The 19,709-nt window shown below is 66.5% G+C and carries 19 protein-coding genes; 11 read left to right on the forward strand and 8 right to left on the reverse strand.

Annotated elements, in window-relative coordinates; all coding sequences use genetic code 11:
* Positions 1–9: 9 nt before the first annotated feature.
* From L6444_RS06480 to L6444_RS06510, 7 genes are all read right to left on the reverse strand, one after another.
* Positions 10–648 carry a hypothetical protein gene (locus L6444_RS06480; RefSeq protein ID WP_236981392.1) on the reverse strand — a complete coding sequence of 213 codons (639 nt, stop codon included), beginning with the start codon at positions 646–648 and terminating at the stop codon, positions 10–12.
* A gap of 345 nt (positions 649–993) precedes the next feature.
* A complete protein-coding gene (locus tag L6444_RS06485; protein ID WP_236981393.1) occupies positions 994–1,458 on the reverse strand; it encodes an ESX secretion-associated protein EspG in 465 nt (154 codons plus the stop codon).
* A gap of 1 nt (position 1,459) precedes the next feature.
* Positions 1,460–2,206, reverse strand: a complete 747-nt coding sequence (locus L6444_RS06490; protein WP_236981394.1) for a hypothetical protein — start codon at positions 2,204–2,206, stop codon at positions 1,460–1,462.
* A 23-nt stretch (positions 2,207–2,229) separates the two neighbouring features.
* Entirely contained in the window at positions 2,230–2,775 is a 546-nt protein-coding gene (locus L6444_RS06495; protein ID WP_236981395.1) for a hypothetical protein, read from the reverse strand.
* Between the two features lie 12 nt (positions 2,776–2,787).
* Positions 2,788–4,212 (reverse strand): TPR repeat region-containing protein, encoded by a 1,425-nt coding sequence (locus L6444_RS30985; protein WP_444980220.1) that lies wholly within the window; start codon positions 4,210–4,212, stop codon positions 2,788–2,790.
* 43 nt (positions 4,213–4,255) lie between these two features.
* On the reverse strand, positions 4,256–4,576 hold the full coding sequence (locus tag L6444_RS06505; RefSeq protein ID WP_236981396.1) for a hypothetical protein: 321 nt from the start codon (positions 4,574–4,576) through the stop codon (positions 4,256–4,258).
* Between the two features lie 102 nt (positions 4,577–4,678).
* On the reverse strand, positions 4,679–5,560 hold the full coding sequence (locus tag L6444_RS06510) for a L,D-transpeptidase (RefSeq protein WP_236981397.1): 882 nt from the start codon (positions 5,558–5,560) through the stop codon (positions 4,679–4,681).
* A gap of 197 nt (positions 5,561–5,757) precedes the next feature.
* Between L6444_RS06510 and L6444_RS06515 the strand changes: the two genes are divergently transcribed.
* The 6 genes from L6444_RS06515 to mddA all read left to right on the forward strand — a co-directional run bounded on the left by L6444_RS06515 (position 5,758) and on the right by mddA (position 13,522).
* Positions 5,758–6,390, forward strand: a complete 633-nt coding sequence (locus L6444_RS06515) for a ComF family protein (protein ID WP_236983875.1) — start codon at positions 5,758–5,760, stop codon at positions 6,388–6,390.
* A 351-nt stretch (positions 6,391–6,741) separates the two neighbouring features.
* Positions 6,742–7,365 carry a ribosome hibernation-promoting factor, HPF/YfiA family gene (gene hpf / locus L6444_RS06520; RefSeq protein ID WP_236983876.1) on the forward strand — a complete coding sequence of 208 codons (624 nt, stop codon included), beginning with the start codon at positions 6,742–6,744 and terminating at the stop codon, positions 7,363–7,365.
* Positions 7,366–7,477: 112 nt separating this feature from the next.
* On the forward strand, positions 7,478–10,309 hold the full coding sequence (gene secA, locus L6444_RS06525; RefSeq protein ID WP_236981398.1) for a preprotein translocase subunit SecA: 2,832 nt from the start codon (positions 7,478–7,480) through the stop codon (positions 10,307–10,309).
* A gap of 53 nt (positions 10,310–10,362) precedes the next feature.
* On the forward strand, positions 10,363–11,112 hold the full coding sequence (locus L6444_RS06530) for a hypothetical protein (RefSeq protein WP_236981399.1): 750 nt from the start codon (positions 10,363–10,365) through the stop codon (positions 11,110–11,112).
* Between the two features lie 22 nt (positions 11,113–11,134).
* A complete protein-coding gene (locus L6444_RS06535; RefSeq protein ID WP_236981400.1) occupies positions 11,135–12,700 on the forward strand; it encodes an HD domain-containing phosphohydrolase in 1,566 nt (521 codons plus the stop codon).
* 63 nt (positions 12,701–12,763) lie between these two features.
* On the forward strand, positions 12,764–13,522 hold the full coding sequence (gene mddA, locus L6444_RS06540; protein WP_236981401.1) for a methanethiol S-methyltransferase: 759 nt from the start codon (positions 12,764–12,766) through the stop codon (positions 13,520–13,522).
* Between the two features lie 23 nt (positions 13,523–13,545).
* Here mddA and L6444_RS06545 read toward each other — a convergent pair whose 3' ends face one another.
* Entirely contained in the window at positions 13,546–14,043 is a 498-nt protein-coding gene (locus tag L6444_RS06545) for an Rv3235 family protein (protein ID WP_264892194.1), read from the reverse strand.
* 190 nt (positions 14,044–14,233) lie between these two features.
* On the opposite strand from L6444_RS06545, the gene L6444_RS06550 reads away from it, so the two are divergent.
* The 5 genes from L6444_RS06550 (at position 14,234) to L6444_RS06570 (ending at position 19,665) form a co-directional block, all read left to right on the forward strand.
* The gene (locus L6444_RS06550; protein WP_236983877.1) at positions 14,234–15,643 is read left to right on the forward strand and encodes a WS/DGAT/MGAT family O-acyltransferase; all 1,410 of its coding nucleotides are present in this window, start codon (positions 14,234–14,236) and stop codon (positions 15,641–15,643) included.
* A 41-nt stretch (positions 15,644–15,684) separates the two neighbouring features.
* Positions 15,685–16,545: a polyphosphate kinase 2 gene (ppk2, locus tag L6444_RS06555; RefSeq protein ID WP_236981403.1), complete on the forward strand. Its 861-nt coding sequence runs from the start codon at positions 15,685–15,687 to the stop codon at positions 16,543–16,545.
* Positions 16,542–17,042 (forward strand): DUF6912 family protein, encoded by a 501-nt coding sequence (locus tag L6444_RS06560; protein WP_236981404.1) that lies wholly within the window; start codon positions 16,542–16,544, stop codon positions 17,040–17,042. The genes ppk2 and L6444_RS06560 overlap by 4 nt, the downstream gene beginning before the upstream one ends.
* A gap of 98 nt (positions 17,043–17,140) precedes the next feature.
* Complete coding sequence (locus tag L6444_RS06565) at positions 17,141–18,298, forward strand: ferredoxin reductase (RefSeq protein ID WP_236981405.1); 1,158 nt, start codon at positions 17,141–17,143, stop codon at positions 18,296–18,298.
* Between the two features lie 86 nt (positions 18,299–18,384).
* The gene (locus L6444_RS06570; RefSeq protein ID WP_236981406.1) at positions 18,385–19,665 is read left to right on the forward strand and encodes a fatty acid desaturase family protein; all 1,281 of its coding nucleotides are present in this window, start codon (positions 18,385–18,387) and stop codon (positions 19,663–19,665) included.
* Positions 19,666–19,709 lie beyond the last annotated feature (44 nt).

The following is a 19,709-nucleotide window of genomic DNA, read 5'->3' on the forward strand; positions in this document are numbered from 1 at the left end:
CCACGTCGATCAAGTTGCGCGTTCGCGCAGAGCATGTTCGACCCGATCCATCTGCTGACTCGGATCGGTGTGGGCGCCTTCTTTCCAGGCCGTCAACGCGTTGAGCAGATTGACTGGTTCGACGGTGACCTGCGCTGCCTGCGGGCCGAGCCGGACGGTCTTGGTCGCGGCAGTGGCGCCCGCAGTGCGATAGGTAATCTCCACCTGGAAGCCGAAAGTCCTTGGTACTCGCCGGGGCTGGATCGTCTGGACATGGTCACGCCGGATCTCGGCCAGCCCGTGCGCATCCTTTCCGATGACGGCTGCCCGCACCCGCAGCGTCGTCGGGTTGATGTACAGGACGCATCGCCGCCACATTAGTAGGACGAAGAACATCGTCAAGGCCGCCCCGGCGAAGATGACCACGCCGCCAATCACGAATGGCGGGTTGTGGTCCGCGAATCCAGCGCCCAAGGATGCGGCCCCGAATGCTGGCAGCAGCAGGCCTGCGATATAGGTGACGCCCTCGTACAGGGGAGAATAGCGGCACACGATTTCGTCGCCCGACCGTGCGATCCGCGGCCGAAGTGGACGTCCCCGGCCACTGACGACGATGACAACGGCGACGCAGAAAACGGGTAGCCACTGATACCAGGGGGGATCCGGCAAGGACTGCCGATAGTGCGAGCACGCCGACCCCCGCGCCGATGACGTAACGCAGAGCGCCGCCTAAGCGACGGTTGGCAGGGGCTTCGCTCACGTCCCCCCCTTCCCCGCCACGAAACTGCGCTCGCCGCTGGCCAAGGATACTCGTGGCGCACGGAACCGAATCTCTGTCCTTCATTGGGTCCACGTGGTTGACCGGTCGCGCAGGATTTGTTCGATGCGATCCATCAAAGCAACTCGCGCGTCCGGAACGGTGGTGACGGCCGCGGTTCGCGATGTCACCGGTTGCAAGACGGAGAAGTCCTCGTCGTAGTCGGCGGTGGGATTGATGCCGGTGGGTGTGGCGAATTAACCGACATACTTGGGCACGGATATTCGCAAATGGCCGCCAGGCCCGATCAGCGGCACCGAGTCGGCGACGGCCGACCCCAATTCGTACGGCGAGAGCTCATAGACGTTGACCACGTCCTCGTGCGGGCGCTGCACCGCGCAGAACCCCAACTGGTCGGCGCGCAACGCCGATATGCGAGTGTCGGGAATGTCTCCGGCCTCGGTGGCACGGTAGAGCACCCGGCACTCGACCCAGATGTCGGCGCGAGCGTAGGCCTGGGCCCACCGGCGGATGGCGCGCAGATCGTCATCGCCGATTCGATGCGAAAACATCTGCGGCTCTTGCGGATTGGCCGTATGGCGGCCGGGGCGCCCAGTTTCCGCGAACGGGTAGGGCAATCCGTCGAGACCCTCGGCATCGCAAATCTGAGCCAGATCGATCAGGTCGACGGCGCCGATGTGTTCGCGGTTCGCCCCTGCCATTTCACCCGTCGACCCGTGCGCGCCCGGTGGGCGCACCGCGCAGGGTTCGCTCGATCCGATCCATGAATTCCGCAGAATCGGCACCTTCGCCGCGGCTCCAGATCGTCAGGCCGTCGAGCAGATTCTCCGGTTCAACGCTGACCTGCGGGCCGATATCGATGGTCTTGGTAGTTTCGCCGACGCCGGCAATCCGGTAGGCAACCTCGACCTGGATGCCGTACCCATTTGTCACGCCTTTGGGCTCGATGGACTGGATATGTTCGCGGGGGATTTCGATCATGACACGCGCATCCGCACCCACACCGATGACAAAAGCGCGAACCCGCAATGTCGTTGGGGTAATGCAAAGAAAGCTTCGTTGCCACATCATTACCGCGCCGAACATCAGCAACATGGCCAGGGCTAGCAGAACAACGCCGCCCACTGTGAACGCGATATTGTGAGACGCGCGCCCCTCGGCAATGCCTCCGATCCCAAATCCCGGTAGCAGAACGCACCCGAAATATGCGTATCCCTCGTACACCGGAATGTACCTGCACACGATTTTCTCGCCGATTCGTTTGATCCCGGCCCGAATGATCAATCGACGGGGCCCGATCAAGAACAGGGCAGCTGTACAGGATAGGAGCAGACATTCGTACCAGGGGAATCCGGTCAGCGCACCCCACAACGTCAGCAGTAACAGCATTGCGCCGAAGAGGTAGAAGAACACTATCCCCCAGCGGCGTTTCCGCCCGATGCCCGACATTCGTGCCTCCTCAGGCATGGTCATCACTGCCCGCCGGAGGAGTGCGTTTGCACAATCACACCGGCGGGCGCGGCACCCGGGCGGACGGTCATCCAGAAAGCGTCGTGGTTTACCGCCGAGGTCAGTAGCGCCGTCACAGTCAATTGCGCGATCATTGTTTCCGGTCCGTATTTGATGATTCGGGATCGGGAGACACTTTCGATCGCGCCGAACTCATGAGCAGGGATCTGCAGGGCAAGCAGCCCATGAATGCCGATGCCGTCGTCGGCTGAAGCGACGTCGCGATGCTGTTCTTCACACCCCGGTACCGATTGCATCTGCTCGTCGGCGAGCATTGCGAACACCTCCTCCTCATCGAGGTCCGCGGCTGCAATGTGGGTGGTCAACACGGCGTTGGCGCAGAACGATCCGCCGGCTTTCTCGTCGGCGTGACACCACAACCGCAGACCGGGAGCGGAGCGCTCGGGTTCCCACCCCGCCGGCATACCTATTTCCACCACGAACCCGGGGAATTGGCCGACACCGGTCAAGGCGATACCGGAACGTTTCACATACTCGTCGAATTTCATTGTCGCCGCGTTCTAATCGAACAGGGAATGCCAGGCGTGGCCGATCAATTTCGATCCTCCCGTTGCAGCCAAGCCACCGACTACGGCTCCCGCCACCAGCCCGGCTGCGGTTCCTACGCCCGGGACCGGAATCAAGGTTCCGACCGCCGCACCCGTGGCCATATCCGCCAGCACCGCCGCGCCGATGCCGATGGCGGCGCCCCCCGCCTCGCGGGTTATCGCCTCCGGAATCGAGTTGTGATCCTCGCCGTTGACGTCGCCGATCGCGGCGGGTACCGCGAATGCTGCGGCAAGCAGCCCGTTGGCACGAGTGAAACCCCTGATCTCGAAATCACCGATCTTGGGGTTCTCGAACCACTTCAACATGCCGGGATCCGCCTTGCCCGGACCCGAGCCCGGGGAGGAGAGGAACGCCCGGCTCGCGGCATCGTTGGCAGCGGTTTTCACGGCCGTGGCAGACGTGAGCGCCCAGTCCGACCCCGAAAACGACCACGACGGCGCTTTGGATCGTTCCTCGCCACCCGGTTGCGACTTCAGCACCTGCTGGATGCTGCTGGGCAGTTGCGCGAACCCGCCGGTCATCATGTCCGCCCCCTCCTTGGCGCCGACGGTCAGCGGAGTCTTCGGGAAGCGGAGATTTCCGTTGTTCATCAGCTGCCACGAATTCGGGATCATCCGGCTTTGATCGCCGAGCTTCTTCTCGGTGGCGTTCAGCGCATCCTTGGACATGCCGTGCTCTTGGGCCTGTAACTGGCTCAACACCGACGCCTGCGCCGGGGTCAGCGGCACCTTCCCGGCCAGCTGATCCGGGGTGATCGAATCCAGAATGGCGTTGACCCGGGTAGCCGCGGATTGGTTGCCGGACAGCGCCGCCCGGACGTCGGCCTCGGCCTGATCCGGGGACTCGGCGATGTGGCCGCCGCTGAAATTGGCCGCCAGCCCCTGCTTGTCTTTATTGATCTGGTCGGCCACGGCCTGATCGGCGTCCCACCACTTTTGGGCCAGCGCCTTGATGTCACGCTCGTAGTTGTCGCGGTCCTGCGTTCGGACCGGATCGGGGGTGTCGCCGCTGTGCTGCCTGGTGTCGGTGACCGACAGATCGTCGTTGACGTGAAAGCCGTTGTTCTCCGCCTCGGTGATCTTGTTGCGGACCGCGTTGAGGTTGGGGATGACGGTGAAGTTGATGCCGTTGGCCGCGGTGTCGGACATGGCGTCGATCGCCTGGCACATGTGGTCGATCGCCGTGTAGTCGTTGCCGGCCATCGCGACCGCCGCGTCGCGGGTCGCGCCCGACCACGGCTGCCCACCCGGCAGGGTTACGGTCTGCCGGTAGGTGTCGGCCCGGCTGAGCAAGTCCTTGGCGTAGTTCTTCCAGGAGTTGACGATGCCCAGCACGGTCTGCGGATTGGCGTGGTCGATTTGCGTGCGGGTTACCAACGCGCCCTCCTCGCCATCGCGACGCCGCTGCCCGCCGCGGCGGTCACCGGCTCGGCGGAAGTAAGGAGCCGGCGGCGGTGATCGCCGTTGTCAACGTTTGATCGGACTCGGCGAACTTCGTCCTCGCCATGTCGATGAGGTCCCCGACTTCGGTGAACCGGTCCGCGATTATCCCCTGCACCGCAGGAATGGTTTGGCTGCTCACCGCTCGAGCCGCCACCAGCGACGGCGAATCAGCGCCCGGATCCGCGGTCGCGCTCATCTGCGGGGCCTGGGCAAGCGACCTCAGCGAGCTGCCCAATGCAGCCAACGCGGGCCGCGCCCGACCCAGCGCCTCGAGTTCCAATTCCAACGTCGTCGCCATTTGCCGCTCCCCTCGGTAGCTGACGCCGCATGTCAGGATACCGGTGGTTCGCCCAATTAATCCGCGTCGGTCGTCGGCGCCCCTTGTGCTGTCCGAACGGTTCTAGCTGGGCGGCCGGTTGGGGTTGAGCGTCGAGGGCTGGATGTCCACCTCTTTGTCGCTGCGGTCGACCGCGACTCCGGCCTGCACGATCACCGGGTCTCCGACGTGCACGGTGTCGAAGTACCACTCGGCGTCGGCGGGGCTCAGGCTGATGCAGCCGTGGCTGACGTTCTCCAGGCCCATAGATTGGACGGCCCAGGGCGCCGCGTGTACGAACAGCCCGTGGTCGGTGATGCGTACCGCATAGTCGACCGGTAGCCGGTAGCCGTCGGGGTCGTTGACCGGAATGCCGACCGAACTCGAGTCCATGATCACCGAGCGGTCTTTGGACAGCACGGTGTAGTTGCCGACCGGGGTGGGGAACTCCGGCCTGCCCATCGAGGCGGGCAGGATCCCCGACTCGCCCCAGTGCGGCCGGTGATGCGGCGCCGGCAGGGCGGGGGGCGGGGGACCGGCGGCGACGTCGTCGATGCTGACGGTAAAGGTGTGGTTGGCGACGTCGGCGACGCCGACGACCTTAGGGCCGGTCTTGAAGTCGGTGCGCAGGCCGCCCACCGACAGCGCCACCGTGCTGTGCGCGGGCCAGTAGCGGTCGGGCACCCATCGCACGACGTTGACGTCGAGCCACTCGAACCTGCCGGTCATCGCGGGCTCCGACGTGACCCGCAGGGTCCGTTCCACCGCTGTCCGATCGGCGACGGGACCGCGCAACGTCACCACCACCGGGTGCGCGACGCCCACCACCGCGCCGCGCGCGGGCAGCACCGAGGCGATCTCCGGGTAGGGCTGGTTCACCGCCATCAGCGTCAGATCGGCGCGCCCGGCGAACACCGTGGTGGCGATAGCGACCACCACGAGCAGAGACCTTATTGTCGCCCTCATCGCGCTTTCTCAACACCTCGGCTAGAAGATTTGCTCTGTCGCTGGTGATCGTAGGGTCGCCGCGACGCGTGAAAGTGAAAGCGCGCGTACGCATGTCGGTCAGGGTTTGGTCACAAGTGGGTCTCCGTCGCTGTGATGTCCGGCTGCGGGCAAGCGTCGATGTCACCGCCGCCGCCCACACTGTGGTCATGCCCGGTCTGCTCGATCTCGTGTTGCCGCTGCAGTGCGGCGGTTGTGGTGAGCCCGCGGTGCGCTGGTGCGACGCGTGCGCGCGGGAGTTGTCGGTGTCGCCCGGCGAACCGCTGGTGGTGAGCCCGCGGGTGGACCCCGGCGTTGCGGTGTTTGCGCTGGGCCGCTACCGCGGTGCCCGGCGGCAGGCGATCCTGGCGCTCAAGGAGCGTGGCCGCGGCGATCTGGTGGCGCCGCTGGCGTACGCGCTTGCGACCGCGGTGCACCGGCTGTTGTGTTGGGGCATGGTCGACCTCCCGTTGGCCCTGGTGCCGGCGCCGACGCGGCGCTCAGCGGCCCGGCGGCGCGGCGGCGATCCGGTCGCCCGGATCGCCAGGACGGCGGTGGCCGGCAATCCGGACATCGATGTCGCCGCGGTGCTGCGGATGCGTGCGCTGGTGCGGGACTCGGTGGGGTTGGACACCTCGGCTCGGGAACGCAATGTCGCCGGCCGGGTGCTGGTGCGCGGTCGCCCGCCGGTAAGCGAAGTGCTGGTCGTCGACGACGTCGTCACCACGGGCGCCACCGCCGCCGAATCGGTGCGGGTGCTGCAGGCGGCCGGGGTGAGGGTGGCCGCCGTGCTGGCCATCGCGGCGGCGTGAGACGTAGCCAACAATGAAGAACTCGGAAAGAGTCCGCGAATTGGGTGGCACGCGGAGGCGAACACGGGCTAACGTCGACACCAGATTCTCGACTTACGTTCGCGACATTGCCGAGTTGAGCAGGACCCGCGGTAGGAGGTGAGTATTCGACTTCTTGCTCCGGCGGGCAGCCTGCGGAGAACCCGTTCCTACCCCGTCGGCGCGTATTCAAATGCCGTACACGCAGGGTGCGTGTGAAATGACGAGAGAAACGAGTTGTCAAGAATGTCAAGGCTTTCCGTGGATTCCGAGCAGGTTCTTGAGCCGGCAGGAATTGAGAACGACGCCAGGACCGAAGCCCAGCCCGAGCCGATGGCCAACGCCGAGATCGTGTTCAAGGGCCGCAACGTCGAGATCCCCGACCATTTCCGCACCTACGTTTCACAGAAGCTCGCCCGCTGTGAGCGGTTCGACCGGACCATCTACCTGTTCGACGTCGAACTCGACCACGAGCGCAACCGGCGCCAGCGCAAGGCATGCCAACGCGTGGAGATCACCGCTCGCGGCCGCGGGCCGGTAGTACGCGGGGAGGCCTGCGCCGACAGCTTCTACGCCGCCCTGGAATCCGCCGTCGCCAAGCTGGAGAACCGCCTGCGCCGGGGCAAGGATCGCCGCAAGGTGCACTACGGCGACAAGACGCCCGTCTCGCTGGCCGAGGCCACCGCGGTGCTCCCGCCGTCGGAGAAGGCGTTCGACTCCGAGCCTGCCGAACCGCACGCGCACGACGGCGCCGAGGTGGAGAACAACGACCACGCGCCGGGACGGGTGGTGCGCACCAAGGAACACCCGGCCAAGCCGATGTCCGTCGACGACGCGCTCTACGAGATGGAACTCGTCGGCCACGACTTCTTCCTGTTCCTGGACAAGGAGACCGACCAGGCCTCGGTGGTGTATCGCCGGCACGCCTACGACTACGGGCTGATCAGGCTGGCGTGATGCGCTCGGCCTGACGATCGGCGGCGCGCAGCAGCCCGTCACCTACGATGGGGGTCGCTCGTAAAGAAGAAGACTCCTATCTACAGGGGAACATCCCGAAGGGGACAACACTGTGCTGTCCAGATTGCTGCGCCTCGGTGAAGGTCGCATGGTCAAGCGCCTCAAGAAGGTCGCTGACTATGTCAACACGTTGTCCGACGACGTCGAGAAGCTCACCGACGCCGAGCTGAGGGCCAAGACCGACGAGTTCAAGAAGCGTCTGGAAGAGGGCGAAGAGGAACTCGAGGACCTGCTGCCCGAGGCGTTCGCGGTGGCCCGCGAGGCGGCCTGGCGGGTGCTCGACCAGCGCCCGTTCGACGTCCAGGTGATGGGCGCGGCCGCGTTGCACCTGGGCAACGTCGCCGAGATGAAGACCGGTGAGGGCAAGACCCTGACCTGTGTGTTGCCGGCCTACCTCAACGCGCTGGCCGGCAAGGGCGTGCACGTCGTCACCGTCAACGACTACCTCGCCAAACGCGACAGCGAGTGGATGGGCCGGGTGCACCGTTTCCTGGGCCTGGAAGTCGGCGTGATCCTGGCGCAGATGACACCCGAAGAGCGGCGGGTCGCCTACAACGCCGACATCACCTACGGCACCAACAACGAGTTCGGCTTCGACTACCTGCGCGACAACATGGCCCACTCGCTGGACGACCTGGTGCAGCGCGGGCACAACTTCGCCATCGTCGACGAGGTCGACTCCATCCTGATCGACGAGGCCCGTACCCCGCTGATCATCTCCGGCCCGGCCGACGGCGCGTCCAACTGGTACACCGAGTTCGCCCGCATCGCGCCGCTGATGGAAAAGGACGTCCACTACGAGGTCGACCTGCGCAAACGCACCGTGGGTGTGCACGAGAAGGGCGTGGAGTTCGTCGAGGACCAGCTGGGCATCGACAACCTCTACGAGGCCGCCAATTCCCCGCTGGTCAGCTACCTGAACAACGCGCTGAAGGCCAAGGAGCTGTTCAACCGGGACAAGGACTACATCGTCCGCGACGGCGAGGTGCTCATCGTCGACGAGTTCACCGGCCGTGTGCTGATCGGCCGCCGCTACAACGAGGGCATGCACCAGGCCATCGAGGCCAAGGAGCACGTCGAGATCAAGGCCGAGAACCAGACGCTGGCCACCATTACGCTGCAGAACTACTTCCGCCTCTACGACAAGCTGGCCGGCATGACCGGTACCGCCCAGACCGAGGCGGCCGAGCTGCACGAGATCTACAAACTAGGCGTGGTTCCGATCCCGACCAACAAGCCGATGATCCGCACCGACCAGTCCGACCTGATCTACAAGACCGAAGAGGCCAAGTACATCGCGGTGGTCGACGACGTCGCCGAGCGCTACGAGAAGGGCCAGCCGGTCCTGATCGGCACCACCAGCGTGGAGCGCTCGGAGTACCTGTCGCGCCAGTTCCAGAAGCGGCGCATCCCGCACAACGTGCTCAACGCGAAATACCACGAGCAGGAGGCCGGCATCATCGCCGAGGCGGGCCGGCGTGGCGGCATCACGGTGGCCACCAACATGGCGGGCCGCGGCACCGACATCGTGCTGGGCGGCAACGTCGACTTCCTGACCGACAAGAGGTTGCGTGAGCGCGGCCTCGACCCCGTCGAGACGCCCGAGGAGTACGAGGCGGCCTGGCACGAAGAGCTGCCCAAGGTCAAAGAGGAGGCCGCCAAGGAGGCCAAGGAGGTTGTCGAGGCCGGCGGCCTCTACGTGCTGGGCACCGAACGTCACGAGTCGCGGCGCATCGACAACCAGTTGCGCGGCCGTTCCGGCCGTCAGGGTGACCCGGGGGAGTCGCGGTTCTACCTGTCGCTGGGCGACGAGCTGATGCGCCGGTTCAACGGGGCCGCGTTGGAGAGTCTGCTGACCCGGCTGAATCTGCCCGACGACGTGCCCATCGAAGCCAAGATGGTCACTCGGGCCATCAAGAGCGCGCAGACCCAGGTCGAGCAGCAGAACTTCGAGATGCGCAAGAACGTGCTCAAGTACGACGAGGTGATGAACCAGCAGCGCAAGGTGATCTACGCCGAGCGCCGCCGCATCCTGGAGGGCGAGAACCTCAAGGACCAGGCCACCGACATGATCCGTGACGTGATCACCGCCTACGTCAACGGCGCGACGGCGGAGGGCTACGCCGAGGACTGGGACCTCGATGCGCTGTGGACCGCGCTCAAGACGCTCTACCCGGTCGGCATCGACCACGAGACGCTGACCCACCCCGACGAAGAGTCCGAGCGCGACGACCTGACCCGCGAGGAGCTGCTCGAGGCGTTGCTCGAGGACGCCGAAAGAGCTTATGCCGCAAGGGAAGCCGAGCTGGAAGAGATCGCCGGCGAGGGTGCGATGCGCCAGCTCGAGCGTAACGTGCTGCTCAACGTCATCGACCGCAAGTGGCGCGAGCACCTCTACGAGATGGACTATCTCAAGGAGGGCATCGGGCTGCGCGCCATGGCTCAGCGCGACCCGCTGGTGGAGTACCAGCGCGAGGGTTACGACATGTTCATGGCCATGCTCGACGGAATGAAGGAGGAGTCGGTCGGCTTCCTGTTCAACGTCAGCGTGGAGGCCGTCCCGGCGCCGCAGGTCGAGGTGGCTCCGGTGGAAACCCCGGAGGGCCTGGCCGAGCTGGGTGGCGACACCGCCGAGCCCGAGCCCACGCCACCAGCCAAGGAACCGGTCAGCACCTTGCGCGCCAAGGGCATCGACGACAGCGAGGCGCCCGCCCTCACCTATTCCGGCCCGTCCGAGGACGGTTCGGCGCAGGTGCAGCGTAACGGCGGCGGCGCCAAGGCGCCGGCCGGGGCCGCGGCCGGCGGCAGCCGTCGGGAACGGCGGGCGGCAGCACGGCAGCAGGGTCGCGGCGCCAAGCCACCGAAGTCGGTGAAGAAGCGCTGATTTGAGGCAGCCGCCTCATGCGCGACACCACCTGAGGTAGGCAGCATTCCGGTATGACTCCTACCGGTATCACCCCCCTCGACGCCGCCACGGCGGTGCTGCAGAACCCGACGTTGCCCGCCGGAGATGACGAGCGTTTCGTCGGGTTCGGTGTGCTGGGCCTGCCGTTCGCCAGCGGTCATTACCTTGCGCTGCGGTACTTTCCGGCGACCAGTTTCGCGCCCCCGTACCGCTCGGTCTGGCACCGCGACCCCGACGGCGGCTGGACGTTCTACGCGACGACCCCGGGTCCGCAGAGTTGCGCCCGCTACTTCAGTTCGGTCACCCGGCACGACGCGGTGCAGTGTGGCATCGAGGTCGCCTGGGTGACTTCCTGGTCGCTGGCCGTCCGGATCGAGGAACTGCTGGAGTGGGAAATCGACTTGAGCGCAACACTATCCACGCGGGCACTGAGCACAGTCGGCACCAGGTTGCCGGCCGGCGCCTGGGCCAGCCGGGCGGTGCTGGGGCTGATCGGCCGACTCGCGCGGCCGGCACTGCGTGCCGGTCAGCTGCGGCTGGCCGGAACCGCGCCCAACGGGCAGCGGTTCACCCTGGCCCCGCGGCAGCTGTGGGTGGTTTCCCGGTCCCAGGCCAGCTGGCGGGGCGTGCACCTCGGCCCGGTCGGACCGCTGCCGCGCCAGCCGCGGCTGGCCGGGTTCCGGCCCCCGCAGCGGGGGGTGTTCGTGGTCGGTTCGGGACATTTCGAGAACTTCGACGCCGATCGCCATCATGCCGTACCGCGCACTGTCGCTATCCGTTGACCGGCCCGGGCACAATATGCCCATGACGTCGGTGCCCCACCACCTCCCGACGCGGGCCGAATTGCTGGCGGCACTGTCGGTGGCCATCGACCTGGGTTTGGGGCAGCCCGCCGAACACATGCTGCGCGCCGCCCTGATCGCCACCCGACTTGCCGAGCGGCTGGGCCTGAGTGCCGAACAGCGTGACTGCACGTACTACACCACGCTGATCATGTGGATCGGCTGTCACGCCGACTCCCACGAATACGCGCGCTGGTTCGGCGACGACATCGCCGTGCGGCACGACTCGTACCTCGTCGACTGGTCCGGGCTGCCGTATTGGCGGTTCCTGCTCGGAAACGTCGGCCGCGGGCAGCCGCTGCTGCAGCGATTGACGGTCATGGCAACGCTTTTCGCCGACGCGCGGGGCCGGTTGTCGGAGTTGATCCATTCGCACTGCATGTCGGCTGCGCTGCTGGCCGACCGAATCGGCTTGGGCCCCAACGTGCAAGCCGCGCTCGGGTTCGCTTTCGAGCGCTACGACGGCGGCGGTCTGCCCACCGGCGCCCGCGGCGAGCAGATCCCGATCCAGGTGCGGGTCGCCCAGATCGCAGAGATGGCCGAGGTGCATCACCGCACCTTCGGGGTGGACGGGGCGGTGGCGATGGTGCTCGCCCGCCGCGGCGGCCAGTTCGATCCGGCGGTGGCCGATGTGTTGGTGCGCGACGCCCGCGTGATACTGGCCGGTCCGGCGATCGGGGATGTCTGGGAGGCCGCGCTTGCGGCCGCCCCCGATCATCACCAGCGCGTGGACGAGCAGACCCTGGACACGTTGCTGGCGGCACTGGGCGACTTCGTCGATCTGAAATGTCCTTTCACCCTTGGTCATTCACGCGCGGTGGCGCGGCTGGCCGGTGCGGCGGCGCAGGTTGCCGGGCTCGACGACGACGCCGTGACGCTGACCCGCCGCGCGGGGCACGTCCATGACCTGGGCCGCATCGGGGTGTCCAACCAGATCTGGTCGCGGCCGGGCTCGTTGGGCGCCGGCGAGTTCGAGCGGGTGCGGCTGCACCCGTACTTCACGGTGCGGATCCTCGACCGGGTTCCCGGTCTGCGCCGGCTCGCGGAGGTGGCCGGCAACCACCACGAATGCGTGGACGGATCGGGCTACCCGCGCGGTCTTCAAGGGGCCGCCCTCGGGCTGCCGGACCGCATCCTTGCCGCGGCCGTCAGCTACCAATCCGGTTGTGAGCCAAGGCCATACCGGGACGCGCTGGCCGCTGATGGCGCCGCCCGGCGACTCCGTGACCGGGTTCGGGCGGGCGAACTGGATGCCGCGGCGGTCGACGCTGTGCTGCACGCGGCCGGTCATCGCGCAGCCGGGCCGAACCCGAGAGCTAACGCCCGTCCCGGCGGGCTGACGCCGCGCGAGGTCGAGGTGCTGTGTCTGGTGGCCCGCGGGGCGTCGAACAAGGAGATCGCGGCGGCGCTGGTGATCAGCGAGAAGACCGCCCGCAATCACGTGGAGCGCACGTACGCCAAGATCGGGGTGTCGAACCGGATCGGCGCCAGCATGTACGCGCTGCGGCATGGCCTGGTGAGTGCGTAGTACGGCCGGATTTGAGGCATCCGCCCCATGTTCTGCGGTCTTTCCGGGTCGCACAATTGGCTGATGAAACGCTATCTGACAATCATTTACGGCATCGGGAGCTACCTGGTGTTCGTGGTCGCTTTCCTCTATGCCGTCGGCTTCGTCGGCGCAATCCTGGTGCCCCGCAACGTCGATCACGGTATCGAAGCTCCGCTGTGGCAGGCTTTCGCGGTCAACCTGGCGCTGCTGGGTGTATTCGGCGTGCAGCACAGCGTGATGGCCCGGCCGGCCTTCAAACGCTGGTGGACCCGGTTCGTGCCGCCCCAGATCGAGCGCAGCACCTATGTGTTGCTGTCCAGCGCGGCGCTGATCCTGCTGTACTGGCAGTGGCGCACGATGCCGGCGCTGATCTGGGACATTCGGGTGCCCGCCGGCCGCGTGGTGGTGTGGGCGCTGTTCTGGCTGGGCTGGGCCATGGTGTTCGCGTCGACGTTCATGATCAACCACTTCGACCTGTTCGGATTACGCCAGGTGTATCTGGCCTGGCGCGGGAAACCTAATCCGGAGTTGGGCTTTCGCACACACCTGTTGTACCGGCTGGTTCGCCACCCGATCATGCTCGGCTTCCTGATCGCGTTCTGGGCGGCACCGACGATGACCGAGGGGCGACTGCTGTTCGCGCTGGGCACCACCGGCTACATCCTGGTGGCGCTGCGGTTCGAAGAGCGTGACCTGACGGCGTCGCTGGGTGGGCAGTACCGCGAGTACCGGCGTCGGGTGCCGATGCTGATCCCGCTGCCGCGGCGCCGACCGGTCGTCAAAATGGTTGGCCAGCAATAATTCTCGATGCTTCGCCCTGCACATCAGCCGATGTGCAGGGCGACCAGCAGCCATTGGCCGGGCAACCGTTGCGCCCGGGCGGCGATCGCATGGATCCGGTCACCGCGGCTGTAGGTGCCGAACACCTCGGCGGCGCTATGCCCGGCGCCGTCGGCGGGCTGCAGTCGCATTCTGCGCAGCACCGCGGCTCCCGGCTGGTCGGCCAGCTTCCGGCTCACCGCGAGCACGGAGTCCACCAGTTCCGGGGCCAGCACCGAACGCAGTTGTATGGCCGGGCGCCGGCGGTCGATGACTTCCAGGACGCGGCGCAGCGCTGCGTCGGCGAACACGGCCGCCTCCCGCATCTGCGGGGACAGTGGTGCCGCGGCCTGCGCCGCGCCGCCCAGCGCCGGTGTGTGCGGCAGCGACGGCCGCGGCGGCACCTGCGGGGCCACCCGGCACCGCGGCGGGTTGCCGGTTGGCGGTTCGTAATCGATCACCGGCGTGACGGCGAAGGTGGGCACGGGCTCTCTCCGGTTCATGAACGGCGATAACGGGCAGCCTGCGCAAGAGTGACAGACAATGGTTGCTCCGCGGTATTCAGCTCGGACGCCATCCACAGCCACTGCCATGCGCACCCGAACCGTCGGTGCGCCCCGGCTGCGGTTACCGTGGGCGGCAGCCGGAGCCCCGACGAAAGAGGACAGACTTGACACCAAGGACTTGCCCGCAATGGTGACCCGGTTGTCCCCTGCGGACGCGTCCTTTTTTCGGCTGGAGAACACCGCCACCCCGATGTATGTCGGGTCGCTGGCGATCCTGCGTAAGCCGCGATCCGGGCTGAGCTACGAGACGCTGCTGGCCACCGTCGAGAAGCGGTTGCCGCAGATACCGCGCTACCGGCAGAAGGTGCGCGAGGTCAACTTCGGGGTCGCCCGGCCGGTCTGGCTCGACGACAGCGATTTCGACATCACCTATCACGTCCGGCGGTCGGCGCTGCCGTCGCCGGGCAGCGACGAGCAACTGCATGAGCTGATCGCCCGGCTGGCCGCCCGGCCGCTGGACAAGTCGCGGCCGCTGTGGGAGATGTATCTGGTCGAGGGCTTGGCGAAGAACCGCATCGCCCTCTACACCAAGTCGCACCAGGCGTTGATCAACGGCATGAGCGCGCTGGAGATCAACCACGTGATCGCCGACCGGACGCGCCGCCCGCCGCCGCTGCCCGAGGACATCTGGGTTCCCGAGCGCGATCCCGGCAGCACCCGGCTGGTGCTGGGCGCTCTCGGCGACTGGATCGTGGGTCCGGGGGCGCAGCTGCAGGCCGTCGGGTCCGCGGTCGCCGGGATGTTGACCAGCTCGACGCAGATCGTCGAGGCGGGCCGCCGGTTTTTCGACGTGGCGCGCACGGTGGCACGCGGTACGGCCCCCAGCAGCCCGCTCAACGCGACGGTGTCGCGCAACAGAAGGTTCACGGTCGCCCGCGGTGCGCTTGACGACTACCGGGCGGTGCGGGCGCGGTACGACTGCGACATCAACGACGTGGTGCTGGCGGTGGTGACCGGCGCGCTGAGCAACTGGCTGATGTCTCGCGGCGAAGCCGTCTCGTCGACGGCGACGGTGCGCGCGATGGCCCCGCTGTCGGTCTACTCCGACGACCAGCTCGACCCGTCCGGCCCGGGCCAGGCGATGAGCGAGGTGACCCCGTTCCTGGTGGATCTGCCGGTGGGGGAGCGCAACGCGGTGGTCCGGCTGTCCCAGATCGCCCACGCCACGGAGTCGAACCCCTCGGCATCCAGCCTGGTGGACGCTAGGACCATCGTCACGCTGTCCGGGTTCGCGCCACCGACGTTGCACGCGATGGGAATAAGGGTGGCGACCACCTTCCCGGCGCGGTTGTTCAACCTGCTGATCACCAACGCCCCCGGGGCGCAGTCACAGATGTACGTCGCCGGCACCAAACTGTTGGAGACCTACGCGGTTCCGCCGTTGCTGCACAACCAGGCGCTGGCGATCAGCGTCACGTCCTACAACGGGGTGCTGTATTTCGGCATCAACGCCGACCGCGACGCAATGAGTGACGTGGACGTGTTGCCCGGTTTGCTGCAGCAGTCGCTGGAGGAGTTACTGGAAGCTTCGCGCTAGTTCGGTGTCAAATGGGCTGCCTAGGGCTAGCATCCGTTGATGTGAGCAACCCGAACAACGACGGTGCGTCGACGAAACCCAAGAAGAAGAAGTCCTCAGCCGGGGTGCGCAAGCTTCCCGTCGACGTCTATGAAGCCGAATTGTTCAGGCTGCAAACGGAATTCGTCAAGCTGCAGGAGTGGGTCCGGCATACCGGCGCGCGCCTGGTGATCATCTTCGAGGGCCGCGACGCCGCCGGCAAGGGTGGTGCGATCAAGCGGATCACCGAATACCTCAGCCCACGCATCGCCCACGTCGCCGCGCTGCCCGTGCCCACCGACCGCGAACGCGGGCAGTGGTACTACCAGCGTTACATCGCCAACCTGCCCACCAAGGGCGAGATCGTGCTGTTCGACCGGTCCTGGTACAACCGCGCCGGCATCGAAAAGGTGATGGGATTCTGCACGCCGCACGAGCACGCGCTGTTCCTGCGGCAGACCCCCATTTTCGAGCAGATGCTGATCGACGACGGGATCCTGCTGCGTAAATACTGGTTCTCCGTTTCCGACGCGGAGCAGCTGCGCCGGTTCAAGGCTCGGCTCAATGATCCTGTGCGGCAATGGAAATTGAGCCCGATGGATCTGGAGTCGGTGTACCGCTGGGAAGATTATTCGCGCGCCAAGGACGAGATGATGGTGCACACCGACACTCCGGTGAGCCCCTGGTACGTCGTGGAGTCCGATGTCAAGAAGAACGCACGGTTGAACATGATGGCGCACCTGCTGTCGACCGTCGACTACACCGAGGTCGAGATTCCGAAGGTCAAGTTGCCCGACCGCCCGGTGGTGACGGGCAACTACCAGCGGCCGTCGCGGGTGCTGCAGAAGTATGTTCCCGATCATGTCGCCACCCTGACGACATGACCCAGATCTACATCCCGGCGACCCTGGCCATGCTGCAGCAGCTCGTCGCCGACGGCTCGCTGCGCCCGGTCAATGGCACCGCGTTCGCGGTCACCCCGACCTTGCGCGAGTCTTACGCCGAGGGCGACGACGACGAACTGGCCGAGGTCGCGCTGCGCGAGGCCGCGCTGGCGTCGCTGCGCCTGCTGGCGGACGACTCGGCCGGTGGGCTGCCGCCGCGCCGCGCGGTGCTGGCGGCCGAGGTCGACGAACTGACCTACCGTCCCGATCTCGACGACGCGGTTGTCCGGATCGCCGGTCCGGTCGCCCTGGACCAGGTGATCGCGGCCTATGTGGACAATTCGGTGGCGGAGCCGGCGGTGCTGGCGGCGATCGAGGCCATCGACGCGGCCGATCTGGGCGACGAGGACGCCGAGCTGATCGTCGGGGACGCCCAGGATCACGATCTCGCCTGGTACGCCAGCCAGGAGCTGCCGTTTCTGCTCGAGCTGCTCTGAATTCCGCTTATTTACGGAATTGGCCGACTGGCTACGCCACCGTAGGTTACGGTACCGTAGGTTGGTCGGCAGCCGAAGGGCCGAGGGCAGGAGTTTCCGTGAGCAAGAAGCACGTGGCGCTCAAAGCCAGGGTGGTCGAGACCCAGCGTCCGAGCGTCGTGGGAGCCGACAAGCACCCCGGGTGGCACGCACTGCGGACCATCGCCGCGCGGATCACCACGCCGCTGTTGCCCGACGACTATCTGCGCCTGGCCAACCCGTTGTGGTCGGCGCGGGAGTTGCGGGGACGCATCGTGGAGGTCCGCCGGGAGACCGAAGACTCCGCGACCCTGGTGATCAAGCCGGGCTGGGGCTTCAGTTTCGACTATCAACCGGGGCAGTACGTCGGGATCGGGGTGCTGGTCGACGGCAGGTGGCGCTGGCGGTCGTACTCGCTGACATCGAGCCCGTCCGGACGCCGGGCCGCAAGGGCCGGTTCGGCTCGCACCATCACCATCACCGTCAAGGCGATGCCGGAGGGGTTTCTGTCCACACACCTGGTGGCCGGGGTGGAACCGGGCACCATCGTGCGACTGGCCGCGCCGCAGGGCAATTTCGTGCTGCCGGACCCGGCGCCGCCGGCCATCCTGTTCCTGACCGCGGGGTCGGGGATCACACCGGTGATGTCGATGTTGCGAACGTTGGCCCGCCGCAACCAGATTGGCGACATCACGCATGTGCATTCGGCGCCCACCGAGTCCGATGTGCTGTTCGGTGCCGAACTGGCAGAACTGGCCGAACGCCATCCCGGCTACCGGTTGTCGGTGCGGCAGACCCGCACCCAGGGCCGGCTCGATCTGGCCCGGCTGGACCAGGAGGTGCCGGATTGGCGCTCGCGCCAGACCTGGGCGTGCGGACCGGAGGGCATGCTGACCGCGGCCGAGAAGATGTGGGCGGCGGCGGGGATCGGCGAGCGGCTGCATCTGGAGCGGTTCGCGGTCGCCAAGGCCGCGCCGGCGGGGTCCGGCGGGACGGTGACCTTCGCCCGCAGTGGCAGGAGTGTGGCCGCCGACGCCGCCACCTCGGTGCTGGATGCCGGAGAGCAGGTGGGCGTGCAGATGCCCTTCGGCTGTCGAATGGGTATATGTCAGTCATGCGTGGTCGAACTGGTCGAGGGCCATGTCCGCGACCTGCGGACCGGTCATGAGCACGATCCAGGGTCCCGGGTGCAGACCTGCATCTCGGCGGCATCTGGTGATTGTGTGATCGACATCTAGAGTTACCGACAGGTAACCTACGGAATCGTAGCTTTCGCTAGCGTAGGTCTGGGTAAGCTGCGGGACGAGACGACAGGGAGGAAGACGTGGCGATCACCGACGTCGACGTATTCGCGCACCTGACGGATGCCGACATCGACAGCCTGGCGTTCGAATTGGACGCGATCCGCCGGGACATCGAAGACTCACGGGGCGAACGCGACGCCCGCTACATCCACCGAACCATCGCCGCTCAGCGCGCACTCGAACTGGCCGGCCGGGTCACGCTGGCGGCCAGTTCACGGCGTTCGGCTTGGTGGGCGGGCACCGTAACGCTCGGCGTGGCCAAGATCATCGAGAACATGGAGATCGGCCACAACGTCATGCACGGCCAGTGGGACTGGATGAACGATCCCGAGATTCACTCCTCGACGTGGGAGTGGGACATGAGCGGGTCGTCCAAGCACTGGCGCTACACGCACAACTTCGTGCACCACAAGTACACCAACATCCTGGGCATCGACGACGACGTGGGCTACGGCCTGTTGCGCGTCACCCGGGACCAGCGCTGGAAGCGCTTCAACATCTTCAACCTGGTGTGGAACACCCTGCTCGCCCTGCTCTTCGAATGGGGTGTCGGGATGCAGCACGTGGAGATCGGCAAGATCGTCAAGAAGCGGATGGACCATGCCGAGGCCCGCGAGCGCATCGACGAGTTCCTGGGCAAGGCCGGCCGCCAGGTGGTCAAGGACTACGTCGCGTTCCCGGCGCTCACCTCGTTGTCGCCCGGCGCCACCTACAAGTCGACGCTGAAGGCCAACGCGACGGCCAACGTGATCCGCAACGTCTGGGCCAACGCCGTGATCTTCTGCGGCCACTTTCCCGACGGCGCCGAGAAATTCACCAAGACGGACATGATCGGCGAGACCAAGGGACAGTGGTACCTGCGGCAAATGCTGGGCAGCGCCAACTTCGAGGGCGGTTGGCTGTTGCGGTTCATGAGCGGCAACCTGTGCCACCAGATCGAGCACCATCTGTATCCGGATCTGCCGAGCAATCGGTTGCACGAGATCTCGGTGCGGGTGCGCCAGATCTGCGACAAGTACGACTTGCCTTACACCACAGGGCCTTTCCTGGTGCAGTACGGCAAGACGTGGCGAACGCTGGCCAAGTTGTCGTTGCCCGACAAGTACTTACGCGACAACGCCGACGATGCGCCGGAGACGCGCAGCGAACGGATGTTCGTCGATCTCGAGCCAGGTTTCGCGGGTCCCGATCCCACGACGGGCCGCCGTCGCGGGCTGAAGACGGCGATCGCTACGGTGCGCGGCTGGCGGCGTAACAAGAAGGCCCGTGCCGCCGCCGCTTCCGACGACCTGGCGGCCTGACTCTCGCTGGGGCGGCCCCATTCGTGAATCCTGGGCGAATTCCG

The sequence above is a fragment of the Mycobacterium kiyosense genome (assembly GCA_021654635.1).
Classification (GTDB): domain Bacteria; phylum Actinomycetota; class Actinomycetes; order Mycobacteriales; family Mycobacteriaceae; genus Mycobacterium; species Mycobacterium kiyosense.